Origin of the sequence: Mycobacterium sp., from assembly GCF_036273375.1 — a bacterium.
In the GTDB taxonomy this organism is placed as follows: Bacteria; Actinomycetota; Actinomycetes; order Mycobacteriales; family Mycobacteriaceae; genus Mycobacterium.
This window is the reverse complement of the sequence record NZ_DASUHS010000094.1, coordinates 20300-36775: the sequence shown is the minus strand read 5'-3', so window position 1 is coordinate 36775 and position 16476 is coordinate 20300. Positions and strand designations below refer to the sequence as shown.

At 66.2% G+C, this 16476-nt stretch carries 18 protein-coding genes; 7 read left to right on the top strand and 11 right to left on the bottom strand.

Annotation, left to right across the window (positions count from 1 at the left end; translation table 11 throughout):
- Both VFW69_RS09080 and VFW69_RS09075 read right to left on the bottom strand, forming a co-directional pair.
- Positions 1-660, bottom strand: a 660-nt coding sequence (locus tag VFW69_RS09080; protein ID WP_526500327.1) for an Rv3169 family protein, incomplete at its 3' end; no start/stop codon positions are given.
- Complete coding sequence (locus tag VFW69_RS09075; RefSeq protein ID WP_526500325.1) at positions 660-1796, bottom strand: phosphotransferase family protein; 1137 nt, start codon at positions 1794-1796, stop codon at positions 660-662. The genes VFW69_RS09080 and VFW69_RS09075, both read right to left, overlap by 1 nt.
- 46 nt (positions 1797-1842) lie before the next feature.
- Between VFW69_RS09075 and VFW69_RS09070 the strand changes: the two genes are divergently transcribed.
- The gene (locus tag VFW69_RS09070) at positions 1843-2445 is read left to right on the top strand and encodes a TetR/AcrR family transcriptional regulator C-terminal ligand-binding domain-containing protein (protein WP_526500323.1); all 603 of its coding nucleotides are present in this window, start codon (positions 1843-1845) and stop codon (positions 2443-2445) included.
- Positions 2442-3380 carry an SDR family NAD(P)-dependent oxidoreductase gene (locus tag VFW69_RS09065; RefSeq protein WP_526500321.1) on the top strand — a complete coding sequence of 313 codons (939 nt, stop codon included), beginning with the start codon at positions 2442-2444 and terminating at the stop codon, positions 3378-3380. The genes VFW69_RS09070 and VFW69_RS09065 overlap by 4 nt, the downstream gene beginning before the upstream one ends.
- A gap of 55 nt (positions 3381-3435) precedes the next feature.
- On the opposite strand, the gene VFW69_RS09060 is transcribed toward VFW69_RS09065, so the two are convergent.
- Positions 3436-3636 (bottom strand): hypothetical protein, encoded by a 201-nt coding sequence (locus VFW69_RS09060; protein WP_526500336.1) that lies wholly within the window; start codon positions 3634-3636, stop codon positions 3436-3438.
- The gene (locus VFW69_RS09055) at positions 3557-3901 is read right to left on the bottom strand and encodes a hypothetical protein (RefSeq protein WP_526500334.1); all 345 of its coding nucleotides are present in this window, start codon (positions 3899-3901) and stop codon (positions 3557-3559) included. The genes VFW69_RS09060 and VFW69_RS09055 overlap by 80 nt, the downstream gene beginning before the upstream one ends.
- 349 nt (positions 3902-4250) lie before the next feature.
- Between VFW69_RS09055 and VFW69_RS09050 the strand changes: the two genes are divergently transcribed.
- The 5 genes from VFW69_RS09050 to VFW69_RS09030 all read left to right on the top strand — a co-directional run bounded on the left by VFW69_RS09050 (position 4251) and on the right by VFW69_RS09030 (position 8392).
- A complete protein-coding gene (locus VFW69_RS09050; RefSeq protein WP_526500319.1) occupies positions 4251-5192 on the top strand; it encodes a DUF4129 domain-containing protein in 942 nt (313 codons plus the stop codon).
- The gene (locus tag VFW69_RS09045) at positions 5189-5671 is read left to right on the top strand and encodes a hypothetical protein (RefSeq protein WP_526500317.1); all 483 of its coding nucleotides are present in this window, start codon (positions 5189-5191) and stop codon (positions 5669-5671) included. Before VFW69_RS09050 ends, VFW69_RS09045 begins: the two co-directional genes overlap by 4 nt.
- Positions 5672-5690: 19 nt before the next feature.
- Positions 5691-6668, top strand: a complete 978-nt coding sequence (locus tag VFW69_RS09040; RefSeq protein ID WP_526500315.1) for an AAA family ATPase — start codon at positions 5691-5693, stop codon at positions 6666-6668.
- A gap of 88 nt (positions 6669-6756) precedes the next feature.
- Entirely contained in the window at positions 6757-7935 is a 1179-nt protein-coding gene (locus VFW69_RS09035) for a DUF58 domain-containing protein (RefSeq protein ID WP_526500313.1), read from the top strand.
- Positions 7928-8392, top strand: coding sequence for a hypothetical protein (locus VFW69_RS09030; protein WP_526500311.1), 465 nt, complete (start codon positions 7928-7930; stop codon positions 8390-8392). Before VFW69_RS09035 ends, VFW69_RS09030 begins: the two co-directional genes overlap by 8 nt.
- Positions 8393-8413: 21 nt before the next feature.
- Here the strand turns inward: VFW69_RS09030 and nuoN are convergent, their stop codons facing one another.
- The 7 genes from nuoN to nuoH form a co-directional block, all read right to left on the bottom strand.
- Complete coding sequence (gene nuoN, locus VFW69_RS09025; protein ID WP_526500309.1) at positions 8414-10003, bottom strand: NADH-quinone oxidoreductase subunit NuoN; 1590 nt, start codon at positions 10001-10003, stop codon at positions 8414-8416.
- Complete coding sequence (locus VFW69_RS09020; protein ID WP_526500307.1) at positions 10000-11586, bottom strand: NADH-quinone oxidoreductase subunit M; 1587 nt, start codon at positions 11584-11586, stop codon at positions 10000-10002. Before VFW69_RS09020 ends, nuoN begins: the two co-directional genes overlap by 4 nt.
- Before the next feature lie 76 nt (positions 11587-11662).
- Entirely contained in the window at positions 11663-13549 is a 1887-nt protein-coding gene (nuoL, locus tag VFW69_RS09015; protein ID WP_526500305.1) for an NADH-quinone oxidoreductase subunit L, read from the bottom strand.
- A 10-nt stretch (positions 13550-13559) separates the two neighbouring features.
- Positions 13560-13859, bottom strand: coding sequence for an NADH-quinone oxidoreductase subunit NuoK (nuoK, locus tag VFW69_RS09010; RefSeq protein WP_007772892.1), 300 nt, complete (start codon positions 13857-13859; stop codon positions 13560-13562).
- Positions 13856-14644 carry an NADH-quinone oxidoreductase subunit J gene (locus VFW69_RS09005; RefSeq protein WP_526500332.1) on the bottom strand — a complete coding sequence of 263 codons (789 nt, stop codon included), beginning with the start codon at positions 14642-14644 and terminating at the stop codon, positions 13856-13858. The genes nuoK and VFW69_RS09005 overlap by 4 nt, the downstream gene beginning before the upstream one ends.
- A gap of 26 nt (positions 14645-14670) precedes the next feature.
- Positions 14671-15216, bottom strand: coding sequence for an NADH-quinone oxidoreductase subunit NuoI (gene nuoI, locus VFW69_RS09000; RefSeq protein WP_526500302.1), 546 nt, complete (start codon positions 15214-15216; stop codon positions 14671-14673).
- Positions 15209-16471 (bottom strand): NADH-quinone oxidoreductase subunit NuoH, encoded by a 1263-nt coding sequence (gene nuoH, locus VFW69_RS08995; RefSeq protein ID WP_526500330.1) that lies wholly within the window; start codon positions 16469-16471, stop codon positions 15209-15211. The genes nuoI and nuoH overlap by 8 nt, the downstream gene beginning before the upstream one ends.
- Between the last annotated feature and the right edge of the window lie 5 nt (positions 16472-16476).

Sequence of the window (16476 nt, the reverse complement as noted above, 5' to 3'; positions counted from 1 at the left end):
GGGCTCCTCCTGGATGATCAGCACAATCGCGAAATCGTCGAATGCCATGGGTACGTACAGCCACCACATGCCCTCGAAGGGCGGATCGGCGGGCCGGCCCGCGGGCTCGGCCTCGCCGATCGGACGGATGCCCCAGGACCGGTCGCGGCTGCCCAGCCAGGTGTTCGGGTCGACGGTGATTTTCTCGCCGTCGATGACGATGTGCCCGCTCCAGCTGCCCAGCTGCGCAAAACGTTGCGCGTCCAGCGTGACCCGGTTGCCCGATCGCAGGATGTGCGGCTGCTCCTGAACGACGTCGAACAGCCCTTTCCACGTGAGATCGGCTGCGATGCCTTCGGTTTCGTCGAGGACGATCCGCAGCTGGTGCAGCGGCTCGATGACCTCGACGCGGTAGCCGTTGACGTGCTGGTTGAGCCGGTCGGAGTCGATGGCGTCCGAAACGTGCACGGCGGTCTGGGTGTCGCCGCGCCTGATGAGCAAAAACGCATCCTTGACCCCGAGGTTGGGGTAGTAGCCGATGCCACTGATCACAAAGATGTTCCCGGTCCGGTCGTGGGCGTTGAAGTAGGAGCGATCGTAGAAGTTGCGGTCCGAGGGGCCCGGCCACGCGATGGGCTGGGGAATCTGATGTACCGGGAACTCGTCGAGCGGTCCGAGCATTACTGGTCCTCTCCGATTAAACGCCGCATCAATCCGGCGTGGTAGAACAGTGATTCGACATCGTCGGGCTTCTGGGTCTCGCCGAAGTGCACCCGCCGAGCGCCGGTACGCATGAACACACAAGCCCACATCACGCCCGAGTACACGTAGAACCAGTGCAAGTCGCCGACTTCGACGCCGGCCAGCCCGGCGTAGGTCGCGCGAACGTCCTCCTCGCGCATTACCGCGGGCAACCCCGGCAGCGTCGCCAGGCCAGCGAGTTCCTGAAAGACCATGTGCGCGAATATCATCCACGCCACGTCGAGCTCACGAGGCCCCAGCGTCACCATTTCCCAGTCCAGCACCGCCACCGGCCGGAAGTCGTGGTACAACGCATTGCCCACCCGGGCGTCGCCCCACAGCAGCACGGGCTCGGCGGCGGCCGCCTCGGCCGGCCAATTGGCTTCGAGCCAGTCGAAGGTACGCTCCAGCAACGGCGATCGCCCGATGTCAGGCACCGCGAAGTCATACCAGGACCGCACCCAGTTGAAATGCTTGCGCATTGCGGTGTCCCCGGATTGCCCCTCGGTGAGGAAGCCAAACGCACTCTGCGCGTTCGGAATTGAGTGCAACGTGGCCAGTACGCCGACGGTGGCGTCCTGCAGTTCACGCTGGCGTTGGGCGGGCGCGTCGGCGAACCAGTTGCCCCCGAACGTATACGGCATGACGTCGGGCGGCACCTCGCCCTCGACGTAATCCATCACGAAGAACGGTGTGCCGAGGATGTCGCCGGTATTCTCCAGCCAGCGCACCCGGGGGACGGGGACGTCGGTCAGCTCGCCCACTTTCCGGATGACGTCGAATTGGTGGTCGAGCCGATAGGTGGGGAAGACCTGCACGTCCTCGGCCGTGGGCGCCACCCGCGCCACCAGCTTCTGTTCGATCGATTGCCCGTCCTGCTGCCAGCGAGTGGTCAGGATGATCGTCTCGGACGACATGCCCGTTGAGTCCACGCCGCTCTCCACGATCACCTCGGGATTTGCGTCGGCCGGCAGTACGGTGGATAGCCAGCGTGACATCACCGTCGGCAACGATGTGACGTCGCGGCTGGAGCGCTGGAGCCGGTCGATGTTGTCGACCGCCGGATCTGTTGCCATAAGGTGCCTCCTTCGTTGAGGCAATTACGATACGGTAGGTAGCGTTATGAAAGCAGACCCGTCCGGCCTTGACAAGGCCTCCGGCGCCGGCCGCCCGCGCGATCCGCGTATCGACTCGGCGATCCTATCGGCGACCGCAGAACTGCTTGTCCAAACAGGTTATTCCAACATCAGTCTGGCCGCGGTCGCCGAGCGTGCCGGCACCACGAAATCCGCGCTGTACCGGCGGTGGTCGAGCAAGGCCGAACTGGTGCACGAGGCGGCCTTCCCGACCACCCCGACAGCGCTGGAGTCGCCGGCCGGGGATATTGCCGCCGACATGCGGATGATGATCGAGGCCACCCGCGACGTGTTCACCACCCCGGTGGTGCGCGCCGCGCTGCCCGGTCTGGTCGCCGACATGACGGCCGACCCCGCGCTCAATGCGCGGGTGATGTCGCGATTCGTGGACCTGTTCACCGCGGTGCGGGTGCGGCTACGCGAGGCGGTTGACCGGGGCGAAGCCCATCCCGATGTGGATCCGGACCGATTGATCGAATTGATCGGGGGAGCGACCATGCTGCGGATGCTGCTGCATCCGGAAGAAGAACTCGACGCTGCGTGGGTGGAGCAAACCACTGCCATCGTCGTGCACGGGGTGCGGCGATGACGGGGCGGCTTGCGGGCCGCGCTGCGATAGTCACCGGCGGTAGCCGCGGCCTGGGCCGGGCGATCGCGTTGGCCCTGGCGGCCGACGGTGCCGCGGTGGCCGTTGCCGGGCGTACCGAAGAGGTATGGGATGACCGGCTGCCGGGAACCATCGGCGAGACGGTCACCGACATCGAGGCGGCCGGCGGGCGTGCCGTTGCGGTTCGGGCCGATTTGACCGACCGCGATCAGATCGCCGGTCTGGTGGGGTCGGCGCGAGAGGCATTGGGCCCCATAGGGATTCTGATCAACAATGCGGCCTTCACCGCACCTGGGCGGCCACCGAAGCCTGGTGGGCACCCGCGCGACAAAGCCGCCGAAGCGGGTGCTGCCACCAAGCCGGCGGGTGCCGCCGCCAAAGCCGCCGAAGCGGGTGCCGCCGCCAAGCCGGCGGGTGCCGCCGCCAAACCCGGCTGGCCAGGGTTCGTCAGTACGCCCCTGCACGCGTACCGTCGGCATTTCGACATCGCCGTGTTCGCGACCTACGAGCTGATGCAGATGGTGTGCCCCGACATGATCGAGGCGGGTGGCGGCGCGATCATCAACATCACCTCGGTCGCGTCGCGATTGCCCGGCGACGGCCCGTACGCCGATCGGAGCGGAGGGGTGCTGCCCGGCTACGGGGGGTCCAAGGCCGCGCTCGAGCACCTGACCCAGTGCGCGGCATACGATCTCACCGACCACAACATCGCGGTCAACGCGCTTTCGCCCTCCAAACCGATTCTCACGCCGGGGCTTTCGTACTATGCCCGCAACTTCGATGAGACCGCGTCGGAGGACGAATTCGCCCGCGCGGCGGTCGAATTGGCTCTGGTCGATCCCGCCAAGGTCACCGGGCGCACCATCGGTCACCTCCAGGTCCTCGACGGCAGCTTCCGTCCCTTCGCGGTGGACTAGACCGGCGCGATCGCCGGCACGCGTTGGTGATCACGGCGGCGGAACATCATTTGCCTCACGGCGGGTCGGGATCGCCGCGCAGGAGCTCGTCGGGATGGTCTGCGTGATTGACGACGGGCGGTCCGTTGCCGTCGGTCCAGCCGAGTCGCCCGTTGCGGACGACGACGGTGCGCCGTTCACCTCTGCCCACCGCGCCGTGGTCCGATCCGCAGGGGAAGAACAGGTTGTCCGCGTCGGCGGGCCTCCGTCTGCCCATCCGTGCGCATGGTGAACCTTGGGCTTGCCCACCTCGCAGTGATACCCGGGTTCCAGGCAATTGGGGTGGGTGCATCCGCGGTCCCGGGCGGTTCCAACGGAGCGCCGGTCAGTGAACGTCGCGACCGCAGGCGGGCCGCGAGTCTGAAGCGGCGCGTGACTTCCTTGGGCGGGATGCGAAGCCGCGCCCACAACATGCCGCGCATCGCGGGAACGCACCCTGCCTCGTCCGGCGGGTCGGCGATTTCGCCGAAGACCCGATACATCAGGCCCCGATTGAGGCGGTCCTGGGCTTCCAGCCGTTCGGCGAAGTCAACCCGAAAGGCGTTGCCGACCACCGCCGACGGGGTCTGGCGCAGCACCTCGTGGGCCGCATCGATCGCGTCGAGCGCGGAGCACATTCGCTCCCGCGCCTGTTCCGCGCTCATAAAAAGGTCCACGCCATCCACGGTATAGAACATATGTTCGAGTCCAAGGCGACCGGAAGAAGATGTGGATGAATTGGCGACTGTGGATAAGTGGGAACGCCGATCCTGGCCTTAGGGCCGCCTGACGTGCAAGTATGAGGAAAGCCAGTGCCGCAACAATCAATCGAGTGGCGTGCCAATGCCTGGTATGGACAAGCCGACAGGGCGAGTCGTTGCCCTGATCGTTCTGCTGCTCGTGGTCGCTGCCGCCCTGCGCGGCTACCTTCCCGCTCGTCACGATGCGATGCGCAGCGAGTCGGGCGGCCGGACGGCGCTGGCCTTCGTGGTAGCGGTTCTCGCCGTGACGCTTGCGCTGATCGCGGTCGCCGTGGTCGCCCGCTTGCGAGACCCCCGCGCTCCCGCGCCGAGTGCCGGCGCGCTGTCCGACATGCTGGGCACCGGCAAGGGACGACCGAGCTGGCGCGTGTTGTTAATCGGACTGGGCGTGATCGTGGCGTGGCTGCTGATTGTGATGATGCTGGCCCGGTTCCTGGCCCACGGCCTCGCTCCCGGCCCGTCACCGACCGATAGCGGCGCAGCACCGTCGACGCAGCCGCCCGCACAGCCGGCGCCGCAGCATCCGCACCGTCCTCGCGACGCCTCGCAGAACATGCTGGGGATCCTGCTCGCCTGCACGGTCGCCATGTTGGTGATGTTCGTCGCCGGGACGGTCGCGTCGGCGCGGCGGCGCTGGCGTCCGGTGGCTCCCGGCATCGCCGACGAGCCGGCGGAATCCCCGGCGCCGGCGGCGCGTTCGGAGTCACTGGCCAGGGCCGCCGAACGTGGTCTGGCCGAGATGACAGACCTGAGCCGCGAACCGCGAGAGGCGATCATCGCCTGCTATGCCGCGATGGAACGTGAACTCGCCCACGTTCCTGGCGCAGTTCCCCAGGAATTCGACACCCCGACCGAGGTGCTGGCCCGCGCGGTTGAACACCACGCTCTGCACGCCGACAACGCCGTCCAATTGGTGAACCTGTTCGCCGAGGCGCGGTTCAGCCCCCACGTGATGAACGAGGGCCACCGCGACATCGCGGTGCGCGTCCTTCGATTGGTCCTCGACGAGCTGGGCTCGCGGAGCACTGCATGAAAAAGATTACTGCCCTGGGCGTTTGCCTCATCATCGGTGTAGAACTGTTGGCACTGACGCAGCATGATCGACGGTGGGTGGTGGCGGCGTCCGGTGTTGGGCTGGCTCTGGTGCTGCTCAGCCTTCGTCGTGCCCTGGCGCGCGGATTCGATGCCGACGCGGAGCCGGACGCCGACGATCTCGGGGATTCGTTGCGCCGCTGGCTGACCGCCACTGAGACGACGATTCGGTGGTCGGAGTCCACCAGGGCGGACTGGGACCGGCATCTGCGCCCGATGCTCGCGCGCCGTTACGCTATGACGACTGGCCAAAGGCAGTCCAAAGATCCTGAGTCCTTCCACGCAACCGGGCGCATCCTCTTCGGCGAGGAACTGTGGGAATGGGTCAATCCAAACAACGTCACGCGCACCGGTGACCGCCAACCCGGCCCGGGCCGTGCGGCGCTGCAAGAGATTCTGCAAAAGCTGGAGCAGGTATGACAGGAGGCGCGATCCCAACATGACGCTGCCGGCCGCAACAACGACCGCCCACTGCGAGGCGATTCTCGACGAAATAGAACGCGTGGTGGTGGGAAAACGCCCCGCGCTGCGGCTGATCCTCACCACGGTCCTCGCGCGCGGCCACATCCTCATCGAAGACCTGCCCGGCCTGGGCAAGACGCTGATCGCGAGATCCTTTGCCGCCGCGCTGGGACTGCAATTCACCCGGGTGCAGTTCACGCCCGATCTGTTGCCTGCCGACCTGCTCGGCTCGACGATCTACGACATGCAGTCCGGCCGCTTCGCTTTCCGGCCCGGCCCCATCTTCACCAACTTGCTCCTGGCCGACGAGATCAATCGCACACCGCCGAAAACCCAGGCGGCGCTGCTGGAGGCGATGGCCGAAGGCCAAGTCAGCATCGACGGCGAAACGCACCAGCTGCCAAAGCCTTTCATCGTGCTGGCCACCGACAACCCGATCGAGTACGAGGGCACGTATCCGCTGCCCGAGGCGCAACTCGACCGGTTCGCGATTCGGCTGGAACTGCGGTATCTCAGCGAGCGGGACGAGACCTCGATGCTGCGGCGCCGCCTCGAACGCGGTTCGGCAGAACCGACGGTCAACCAAGTCGTAGACGCGCACGACCTGCTGGCCATGCGTGAATCGGTCGAGCAGGTGACCGTGCACGAAGACGTTCTGCACTATGTGGTGTCGCTGGCCAATGCGACGCGACACCACCCGCAGGTTGCGGTGGGCGCCAGCCCACGCGCCGAACTCGATCTGGTGCAACTCGCCCGCGCCCGCGCGCTGCTGCTCGGCCGCGACTATGTCATCCCCGAGGATGTGAAGGCGCTGGCTATCGCGGCGGTCTCGCACCGAATCACCCTGCGCCCCGAAATGTGGGTGCGAAAGATCCAGGGCGCCGACGTGATCGGAGAGTTGTTGCACCGCCTACCTGTGCCGCGAACCGGCGCCAGCGCTAACGAGAACGGATGAATCCGGCGTGACGTCTAACGTGGGGGTCGAGTTCCGCTGGCGCGCATCGGATTTGACATTGACGATCGCAACCTGCGCGGGGTTTGCGATGGCCGCAGCCGTGATCGGCGCCCGGTGGCAGCTGATCGCCTTCGCGGCGCCGCTGCTGGGTGTGCTGTGTTCGATCAGCTGGCAGCGGCCTGTCCCGGCGATCCAGGTACATGGCGAGCCCGACGCCCAGCGTTGCTTCGAAAACGACCAGGCACACCTCAGGGTGTGGGTAACGGGAGAAGACGGGACTTCGGCAGTCGAAGTCACGGTTCCCGACATCGCGGGCATGGAGCTCGAAATCCCCGAATCCGATGCGGCCCAGGCGAAAACCATCACGACCACGGCGCGGCGCTGGGGCCGGTATTCCATCGGGGCTCGCATCGACGTCGTCGCCCGCGGTGGGCTGCTCACCGGAACGACAACCGTCGGGGCCGCCGAGGTCTTCGTGTTTCCCTTGACGCCGCCACAGCAGACGCCCATTCCGCAGATCGAGCTGCTCGACCGGTTGGGCGCCCACCTGACTCGCCATATCGGTCCGGGTGTGGAGTACGCCGACATTCGCCTTTATGTGCCCGGCGACCAACTGCGCGCGGTGAATTGGCCGGTGAGCGCGCGCCGGGGCCAACTGCATGTGACACAGCGATTGACCGACCGCGCCGCCGACGTGGTGGTCTTGATCGATGGATACCGGCAGCCCGCGGGTCCGGCGACCGAGGCCACCGAACGCGTCGTGCGCGGAGCGGCGCAGGTGGTGCAAACCGCGTTGCGTCACGGCGATCGGGCCGGCGTCGTCGCTCTGGGGGGCAACCATCCGCGCTGGCTGGGCGCCGACATCGGGCAGCGCCAGTTCTATCGGGTGCTCGACACCGTCCTGAATGCCGGCGACCGATTCGAACAGACCACGGGCACGTTGGCGCCACGCGCGGCGGTTCCCGCCGGTGCGATCGTCATCGCGTTCTCCACCCTGCTCGACACCGAATTCGCCTTGGCCTTGATCAATCTGCGCAAGCGCGGCCATGTCGTGCTGGCCGTCGACATCCTCGATAGTTCGCCGTTCGAAGACGAACAGGATCCCTTGGTGGATCGGATGTGGGCGCTGCAACGCTCCGCGATGTATCGCGACATGGCCACCATCGGCGTGGATATCGTGTCGTGGGCGGGCGATAGCGGTCTGGAGCAGTCCATGGGTGTACTGCCGGATCGCCGCCGGCGGGTGCGGGGGAGGCTTCGTGGCTAACGTTGGGGCGGGCGCGCTGACGCGGGTGGGGGTGCCCGCTTTCGCGACGGGTTTCGGTCTGCTCATGGTGGGGCTGGCCGCCGGCGGTTGGCACGGCTCCGCGGTGGTCGCATGGGTGTCCGCGCTGATTGCGGTCGCGGTTGGCATCGTATTCCGGCCCGCCGCAACGGTTGCCGTGCTGCTGGCCACCGTCACCGTCGTGCTGTCCAACCCGCCGGTGATATTCGTCGCGCTGTCCGGTTTGTGCGCCGCCGCCTACCTGGTATGCCGCCATGCGGTCGGTGCGTCCGCCCGGGTGGTGCTGGACAGCTGGCCGACGGCGGCTGGCGCCGTGGGGTTTACGTTCGCCGGGTTGGTTGCGACGTCGTTTCCCTTGCAGTTGCCGTGGTTGCCGCTGGTAGCCCCGCTGGGGGCATTGGTGATCTACCTGTTGGCCATCCGGCCGTTCGTGAGCTGACCGGTGAGGTCAGACTCCGCGTCAGTGCAGCAGCTGGGCGGCCTGGTCGGCCAGATCGAGTAGCGGCTGTGGGAAGATACCCAGCGCCACGGTGACCGCGGCGCACACCGCGATAGCGGCCTTGCTCAAGATGCCCGGCGTCACCACGTGCGGGGTGTCCTCGGTCGCTTCGGTGAAGAACATCGACACGATCACCCGCACGTAGAAATACGCGGCGACCCCGCTGGCGACCACACCGACGATCACCAGGGGCGCGGCGCCGCCCTGGGCGGCGGCCTTGAAGACGGCGAGCTTGCTGACGAATCCACTGGTCAGTGGGATACCGGCGAACGCCAACAAGAACATCGAAAACATCACGCCCACAATGGGTGAGCGCTGCCCCAGCCCCGCCCAGTGCGAGAGCGTGGCGTCTTCGACTCCGTCAGCATCGCGGATCAGGCCGACGATGGCGAACGCGCCGACGGTGCTGAAGCTGTAGGCCAGCAGATAGAACAACGTGGCGGACAGGCCCGTGTGGTTATCGGCGATGACGCCGGTGAGGATGAATCCGACGTGGGCGACCGACGAGTAGGCCAGCATGCGTTTGACGTCGGTCTGGTTCACCGCGGTGATGGTGCCGACCGCCATGGTCAGGATGGCGATGGCCCACAGCACCGGGCGCCACTGATCGTGCAGCGGCGGCAGCGCCACGTAGATAACCCGAAGCAGCGCACCGAAAGCCGCGACCTTGGTTGCCGCCGCCATGAACCCGGTGATGGGGGTGGGCGCGCCCTGGTACACGTCGGGAATCCACGAGTGGAACGGGACGGCGCCGACCTTGAACAGCAGGCCGACCGACAGCAGCCCGACGCCGACCAGCGCCATCGAGGAGTCGCCACGCGCGGCCAGCGCGTCACGGATGCCCGTCAGCAGCAGCGTGCCGGTCGCGCCGTAGAGCAGCGCCACACCGTAGAGGAAGAACGCCGACGAAAACGCGCCCAGCAGAAAGTACTTCATCGCCGATTCCTGCGAAAGCAGGCGGCGGTGACGGGCCAGGCCGCACATCAGGTACAGCGGCAGGGACAACACTTCCAGCGCCACGAACATGGTCAACAGGTCGTTGGATGCGGGAAAGACCATCATGCCGCCGACCGACAGCAGCGCCAGCGGGAACAATTCCGTCTGGGCGGCCCCGGCCCGCTCGGCCTCGCGCTCGGCGTCGCTGTCGGGCACCGCCGATGCCTGTGGCGTGAAGGAGTCCAGGCCGCCGGAGCCGGCCCTACCGACCCCCACGGACACCTTGCTGTCCGCGCCGGCTTGGGTGCGTTCGGCGATGAAGATGACCGCCATCACCGCGACCAGCAGTATCGTGCCCTGCAGATACAGCGTCGGGCGGTCAATGGCCATGGCGCCCAAGACCGCAACGCGCCCTGAGCTTTGGATCGAGCGGCTCACGGCGATGACCGCGACGAACGCCGCGATCAAACCGCCGAGCGAGAGCGTCACCTGCGCGGTGTAGCGAATTCGCCTGGGCAGGAACGCCTCTGCGAGGACGCACACCACGGCGATGCCGAACACGATGAGCGTCGGGCAGAGCAGGAAGTACTGGATGCTCGGGGTGGGAAGGGTCATCGCGGTCCTTCGGCGGTCCGGTGTAATTCGGCCGGTCTGGGTGTTCCCACCGGGACGGTCGGCTTGGGGTCATGCTGGCCGATGGTGGTCATGGTGTTCTCGACGGCGGGATTGATGATGTCGAGCACGGGCTTGGGGTAGATGCCGAGCACCAGCAGCAGCGCGATCAACGGTGCGACGACGATCAATTCACGTGCGCGCAGGTCGCCGATCTTCTCGTTGCCACTGGCGACCGGCCCGGTCATCACGCGCTGGTACAGCCACAACATGTAGACCGCCGAGAGCACCAGCGCGGTGACCCCGAATCCGGCGGCCAGCCAGTACCGATTGAAAGTGCCCAGCAGCACCAGGAATTCGCTGATGAACGGTGCCAGGCCCGGCAGTGACAGGGTGGCCATGGCCGAGACCAGGAAGGTGCCCGCCAATATCGGCGCCACCTTTTGCACGCCACCGTAGTCGGCGATCGTCCGGCTGCCATGCCGCGATATCAGGAATCCGGCGATCAGGAAGACCGCGGCCGTGGACAGGCCGTGATTGAGCATGTACAGCGTCGACCCGCTCTGCCCCTGGCTGGTCATCACGAAGATGCCCAGGATGATGAAGCCGAAGTGCGAGATCGAGGTGTAGGCGATCAACCGCATGATGTCGGTCTGGCCGATGGCGACGACCGCGCCGTAGATCACCCCGATGACCGCCAGCACGACGATCAGTGGGCGGAAATACGTTGAGGCGCCGGGGAACAGTTGCAGGCAGTAGCGCAGCATGCCGAAGGTGCCGACCTTGTCCATCACCGCCATCATCAGCACCGCGGTGGCAGGGGTGGCCTCGACGGCGGCATCGGGCAGCCAGCGGTGGAACGGCCACAGTGGGGCCTTGATCGCGAAAGCGAACATGAAACCCAGGAACAGCGCCTTGAACACCGCGGAGTCCGCGCCGTACCGGCCCGAGGCGACGCCGGCCACGATCTCGCGGAAGTCGAAGGTGCCCGAACCGTGTTGCGAGGTCACCACATACAGCCCGATCACCGCGGCCAGCATGATCAGCCCGCCGAACAGGTTGTACAACAAGAACTTCACGGCCGCGCGCGACCTGCCGGGCCCGCCGCCGAAGCCCCCGATCAGGAAATACATCGGGACGAGCATGGCCTCGAAGAAGACGTAGAACAGCAACACGTCCAGGGCGACGACCGAGATCAACACCATCGACTCGATGGCCAGCGTCAAGGCGATGTAGGCGTGTACGCCGCGAGGTGCGCGCTCGCCCCCGTCGTTCCAGCCGGCCACCTGCAGCACCGGAATGAGCACCGCCGTCAGCAGCACCAGCACCACCGCGATGCCGTCGACACCCAGGGTGTAGCCGGCGCCGAACGCCGGGATCCACTGATGCTTTTCGACGAATTGGTAAGGCGCGCCACCGGTCTTGAACCCGACCGTGACGATGATGGCCACCGCCAGGGTCAGGACGCCGAAGACCAGACCGGTCCACTTGGCGAGCTGTCGCAGCCCGGGCGGCATCAGGATGATCAACACGGAGCCGGCCAGCGGCACCAGCCACAGCACGCTCAGCCAGGGAACGCTATTCATGAGCGCCGCTCCTTGTCCATCGCTTCGACACCCGCAAGTGGAGGTGCCCCCACATCGCTTCGGTCGCCGGCACCAATCACCACAGTCGCACCGCCAGGATCAGCGCGACCACCAGCACCGCGCCCGTCAGCATCGACAATGCGTAGTTGCGGGCAAAGCCGGTTTGCAACCCCCGCAGCCGATTCGACGTCGAGCTCACCAGCGCCGCCAGCGCGTTGACCGATCCGTCGACACCCGCATTGTCGACGCCGACAAGTGCGTGAGTCAGTTGCGCACCGGGGCGCATGAAGACCTCCTCGTTGAAGGCATCGCCGTAGAAGTCGTTGCGGACTGCTGTTGTCAACGCCGTCACGGAGACCGGAGCCACCCGGGGGATCGGTGTCTTCGCATACAGCCGGTAGGCCACCGCGATGCCGATGACCACGACCCCCAGTGCCAGGGCGGTGCTGACCCAGGCCGGGGCGGCGTGGGTGACTTCTTCGTGCTTTCCGACAACCGGTTCGAGCCAGCGCTGCAGGGTGCCGCCGACCGCCATCAGGCCACCGGAGAACACCGAGCCGACGGCGAGCAGGATCATCGGCCACGTCATCAGGGCCGGCGCCTCGTGCGGGTGGGCGCCGGGTCCCCAGCGCTTCTTGCCGAAGAAGGTCATCAGCATTACGCGCGTCATGTAGAACGCGGTGACCCCGGCGCCCAGCAGCGCCGCGCCGCCCAGCACGTAGCCCTGGACGCCACCGGTGCCGAGCGCGGCCTCGATGATGGCGTCCTTGGAGTAGAAGCCCGCGAAGGGCGGCACGCCGATGATCGCCAGGTACCCCAGTCCGAACGTGACGAACGTGATGGGCAGCGCGGCGCGCAAACCGCCGTAGCGGCGCATGTCCTGCTCTTCGTGCATCGCGTGAATCACCGCGCCGGAGCCTAGGAACAACCCGGCCTTGAAGAAACCGTGGGTCAACAGGTGCATGATCGCGAAGGCATAGCCGGCCGGGCCGAGGCCGGCCGCCAGCACCATGTAGCCGATCTGGCTCATCGTCGACGCGGCCAGCGCCCGCTTGATGTCGTCCTTGGCGCAGCCGATGAACGCTCCGAGCAACAGCGTGACCGCACCCACGATGACCACGGCCAGTCGTGCGTCGGGGGACAGGTTGTACAGCGGGTTGGACCGCACGATCAGATACACGCCGGCGGTCACCATGGTGGCGGCGTGGATCAGCGCGGACACCGGGGTCGGGCCCTCCATGGCGTCACCCAGCCACGCTTGCAGCGGGACTTGCGCGGACTTGGCGCAGGCCCCCAGCAGCAACAGCAATCCCATGGCGGTCAGCGCGCCCCGACCGGCTGCGGGTGCGCCGGCGAACACCCCGGCATACGACAGCGTGCCGAAAGTGCTGAACATCAAGAACATTCCCAGAGCCAGCCCGGCATCGCCGACCCGGTTCATCACGAACGCCTTCTTGGCCGCGGTGGCCGCAGTCGGCTTGTGGTACCAGAATCCGATCAGCAGGTAGGACGCCAGGCCGACGCCTTCCCAGCCGACATAGAGCACCACGTAGTTGTCGGCGACGACCAGCAGCAGCATCGACGCCAGGAACAGGTTGAGATAGCCGAAAAACCGTCGGCGGTCGATGTCTTCGGCCATGTAGGCGACCGAATAGATGTGGATCAGTGAGCCGACGCCGGAGATCAGCAGCACGAAACACACCGACAGCTGGTCGATTTGCAGCCCGAGGTCTACCTGGAGCTGGCCGACGGGGATCCAGCTGAACACCTTCTGGTGGATGACGCGGTCGTCGGCGGCGCGGCCGAGCAGCTCGCTGAGCAGGCTCAGGCCCACCCCGAATGCCGCAAGGGCGGTAGCGCAGCCCAGCCAATGCCCCCACCGGTCGGTGCGTCGCCCGCCAAACAGCAGGATTGCGGCGCCCGCCAGTGGCAACGCGACCAGCAGCCAGGTGTATTGAGTCATGTTGGCGTCGTCAGCCTTTGAGTAGATTCGCGTCGTCGACGGACGCCGATTTGCGGGTACGGAAGATGGTCATGATGATGGCCAGGCCGATGACCACCTCGCAGGCGGCGACCACCATCGTGAAGAACGCGATCATCTGCCCGTCCAGGTGGCCGTGCATCCGCGCGAACGTGACGAACGCGAGGTTGACCGCGTTGAGCATCAGCTCGACGCACATGAACATCACGATGGCGTTGCGGCGCAACAACACACCGGAGGCCCCGATGGTGAACAGCAGCGCCGAAAGGTACAGATAATTAGCCGGATTCACGACGTACCGCCTTGGGAGAGAGTCGGGCTCGGCTCGAAGGACGGGGTCCTCTTGCCGTCGGCGCCGCGGCTTTGCAGCATCGGCGACACCGAAAGCTTCGAGTACGAGCCGTCCGGCAGCAACGCGGCCACGTCGACGGCGTTGTGGCGTGCGTACACACCGGGGCTGGGCATCGGGGTGGGGTGCCCGCCCGGCCGGAATCGTTCCTGAGAGAGTTCGCGCTGTGTCTTGCGGCGCTCGAAGCGCTCGCGGTGCGCCAGCACCATCGCGCCCACGGCCGCGGTGATCAGCAGCGCGCTGGTCAGCTCGAACGCCCACACGTACCGCGAAAAGATCAGCGCCGCCAGCCCTTCCACGTTGCCGTTGGCGTTGGCGGTGGTCAGCCCGGCGAAACCGCCGGTGGTCAAGTTGCCGATGGCGGCGATCAGCAGAATGCCGAACCCCATACCGGCCGCCACTCCGGCGATCCGCTGACCGCGCAGCGTCTCCTTGAGCGATTCCGCGGAGTCCACACCGATGAGCATCAGGACGAACAAGAACAGCATCATCACCGCGCCGGTGTAGACCACCACTTGAACCACACCCAAGAACAGCGCGTCCTGAATCATGTAGAACACCGCCAGGATGATCATGGTCATCGCCAGGAACATCGCCGAATACACGGCGTTGACCGCGGTGACCACCCCGATCGCGCCGATCACGGCGAGGACGCCCAGCACCCAGAAGGCGACCGCTTCGCCGGTGGAAGTGCGGACGATGGTGTCTTGGGCAAAGCTCGACGCCACGGCGACGGCGTGGCCGGTCAATCCGGTCACCTTGAGTCTCCGGCCTGCTGGGTCTCGTCCAACCCCTGTGCTGTCACATTGCCTTCGTAATAGTCCTTATCGGTGGCGCCGGCGGTCCTGGGGTGCGGCGGCGCGAGCATGTCTTGCAGCAGCGGCGCCAGCAGCCGGTCCTTCTCGTAGATCAGGTCCGCGCGGTTGTCGTCGGCCATCTCGTAGTCATTGGTCATGGTCAGCGCCCGGGTGGGGCAGGCCTCGATGCACAGGCCGCAACCGATGCACCGCAAATAGTTGATCTGGTAGACCCGGCCGTAACGTTCCCCGGGCGAATACCTGAGTTCCTCGGTGTTGTCCGCGCCCTCGACGTAGATCGCGTCGGCCGGGCACGCCCAGGCGCACAATTCGCACCCGATGCATTTCTCCAGACCGTCCGGGTAGCGGTTCAGCTGGTGACGGCCGTGGTAGCGCGGCATGACGGGGCCCGGCTTCTCCGGATACTCCTCGGTGACGTTCTTTTTGAACATCGATCCGAACGTCACACCGAATCCGGCCACGGCGTCCAAGAATTTAGCCACGTGCTTCCTCCTTGCTCGCAGTCGCCAGGGACTTCATCGGCAGCGGCGGTGTCGGGAATACCGGTGTCGGGCTTTGCGCGGCCGGTAGCTTCTTCGCGTCGCGGCGCAGCTGTTTCTCCAGGGCGCGAATACCCGGTGCGCTGAATGGTTTTCGCAGCAACAGCACGAGCACCACGGCGAACACGATGCTGCTCGCCACCAGGATCGGGGTCCAGTGCTGATAGCCCTGGTTGCGCAGTGTGCGAATGACGGCGGCGATCAACACCCAGACCAGCGAGCCCGGGATCAGCAGCTTCCAGCCCAGGCCCATGAACTGGTCGTAGCGCAGCCGGGGCAGCGAGGCCCGCAGCCAGAAGTAGATGAACAGGAAGGTCCACATCTTCGCGGTGAACCACAGCACCGGCCACCAGCCGGTGTTGGCCCCCGCCCACATGTTCAGCGGCCACGGTGCGTGCCAGCCACCGAAGAACAAGACGGTGGCCAGCGACGAAACCGTCATCATGTTGACGTACTCGGCCAGCATGAACATCGCGAACTTCAATGACGAGTACTCCGTGTGGAATCCCGCAACCAGCTCACCCTCGGCCTCGGGCAAATCGAAAGGCGCCCGGTTGGTTTCGCCGACCATCGAGATCAGGTAGATCACGAACGAGGGCAGCAGCAGGAACACGTACCAGACCCGGTCCTGCGCTGCGACGATCTGCGACGTCGACATGGAACCGGCGTAGAGGAAGACCGCCGCGAACGAAAGCCCCATCGCCACCTCGTAGGAGATGACTTGGGCAGTGGAGCGCACCCCGCCCAGCAGCGGGTACGTGGACCCGGAAGCCCAACCACCCAGCACGATTCCGTATACGCCGATCGCCGACAGCCCCAGAATGAAGAGCACCGCGACCGGCAGATCGGTCAGCTGCAGCGGTGTGCGGTGTCCGAACACCGACACGACCGGACCGAACGGGATGAAGGCGAAGGCGGTGAACGCCGGGATCGTGGAGATGACCGGCGCCGCGAAATAGACGAACTTGTCGACGCCGCCCGGGGTGATGGTTTCCTTGAGCGCCAACTTGATTCCGTCGGCCAGGCTCTGCAGGGCACCCCACGGCCCCACCCGGTTGGGCCCGGGCCGCAGCTGCATCCAGCCGAGGATCTTGCGTTCGAGCAGAATCGCCACCAGCACGTTCAGCATGAGGAACGCGAAGATCGCCAGCGCCTTCCCAAGCACCAGCCACCAGGTGTCGTGCCCGAACGCCGTCAACGCTG

Bases quoted from the DNA above. Each gene is read 5' to 3' on its own strand.
- nuoL (WP_526500305.1), bottom strand. From the start codon at position 13,549: ATGACTCAATACACCTGGCTGCTGGTCGCGTTGCCACTGGCGGGCGCC.
- VFW69_RS09060 (WP_526500336.1), bottom strand. From the start codon at position 3,636: ATGGGCAGACGGAGGCCCGCCGACGCGGACAACCTGTTCTTCCCCTGC.
- VFW69_RS09070 (WP_526500323.1), top strand. From the start codon at position 1,843: ATGAAAGCAGACCCGTCCGGCCTTGACAAGGCCTCCGGCGCCGGCCGC.
- VFW69_RS09075 (WP_526500325.1), bottom strand. From the start codon at position 1,796: ATGGCAACAGATCCGGCGGTCGACAACATCGACCGGCTCCAGCGCTCC.
- VFW69_RS09035 (WP_526500313.1), top strand. From the start codon at position 6,757: ATGGCCGCAGCCGTGATCGGCGCCCGGTGGCAGCTGATCGCCTTCGCG.
- nuoN (WP_526500309.1), bottom strand. From the start codon at position 10,003: ATGACCCTTCCCACCCCGAGCATCCAGTACTTCCTGCTCTGCCCGACG.
- VFW69_RS09040 (WP_526500315.1), top strand. From the start codon at position 5,691: ATGACGCTGCCGGCCGCAACAACGACCGCCCACTGCGAGGCGATTCTC.
- VFW69_RS09020 (WP_526500307.1), bottom strand. From the start codon at position 11,586: ATGAATAGCGTTCCCTGGCTGAGCGTGCTGTGGCTGGTGCCGCTGGCC.
- VFW69_RS09050 (WP_526500319.1), top strand. From the start codon at position 4,251: ATGGACAAGCCGACAGGGCGAGTCGTTGCCCTGATCGTTCTGCTGCTC.
- VFW69_RS09045 (WP_526500317.1), top strand. From the start codon at position 5,189: ATGAAAAAGATTACTGCCCTGGGCGTTTGCCTCATCATCGGTGTAGAA.
- VFW69_RS09055 (WP_526500334.1), bottom strand. From the start codon at position 3,901: ATGTATCGGGTCTTCGGCGAAATCGCCGACCCGCCGGACGAGGCAGGG.
- VFW69_RS09065 (WP_526500321.1), top strand. From the start codon at position 2,442: ATGACGGGGCGGCTTGCGGGCCGCGCTGCGATAGTCACCGGCGGTAGC.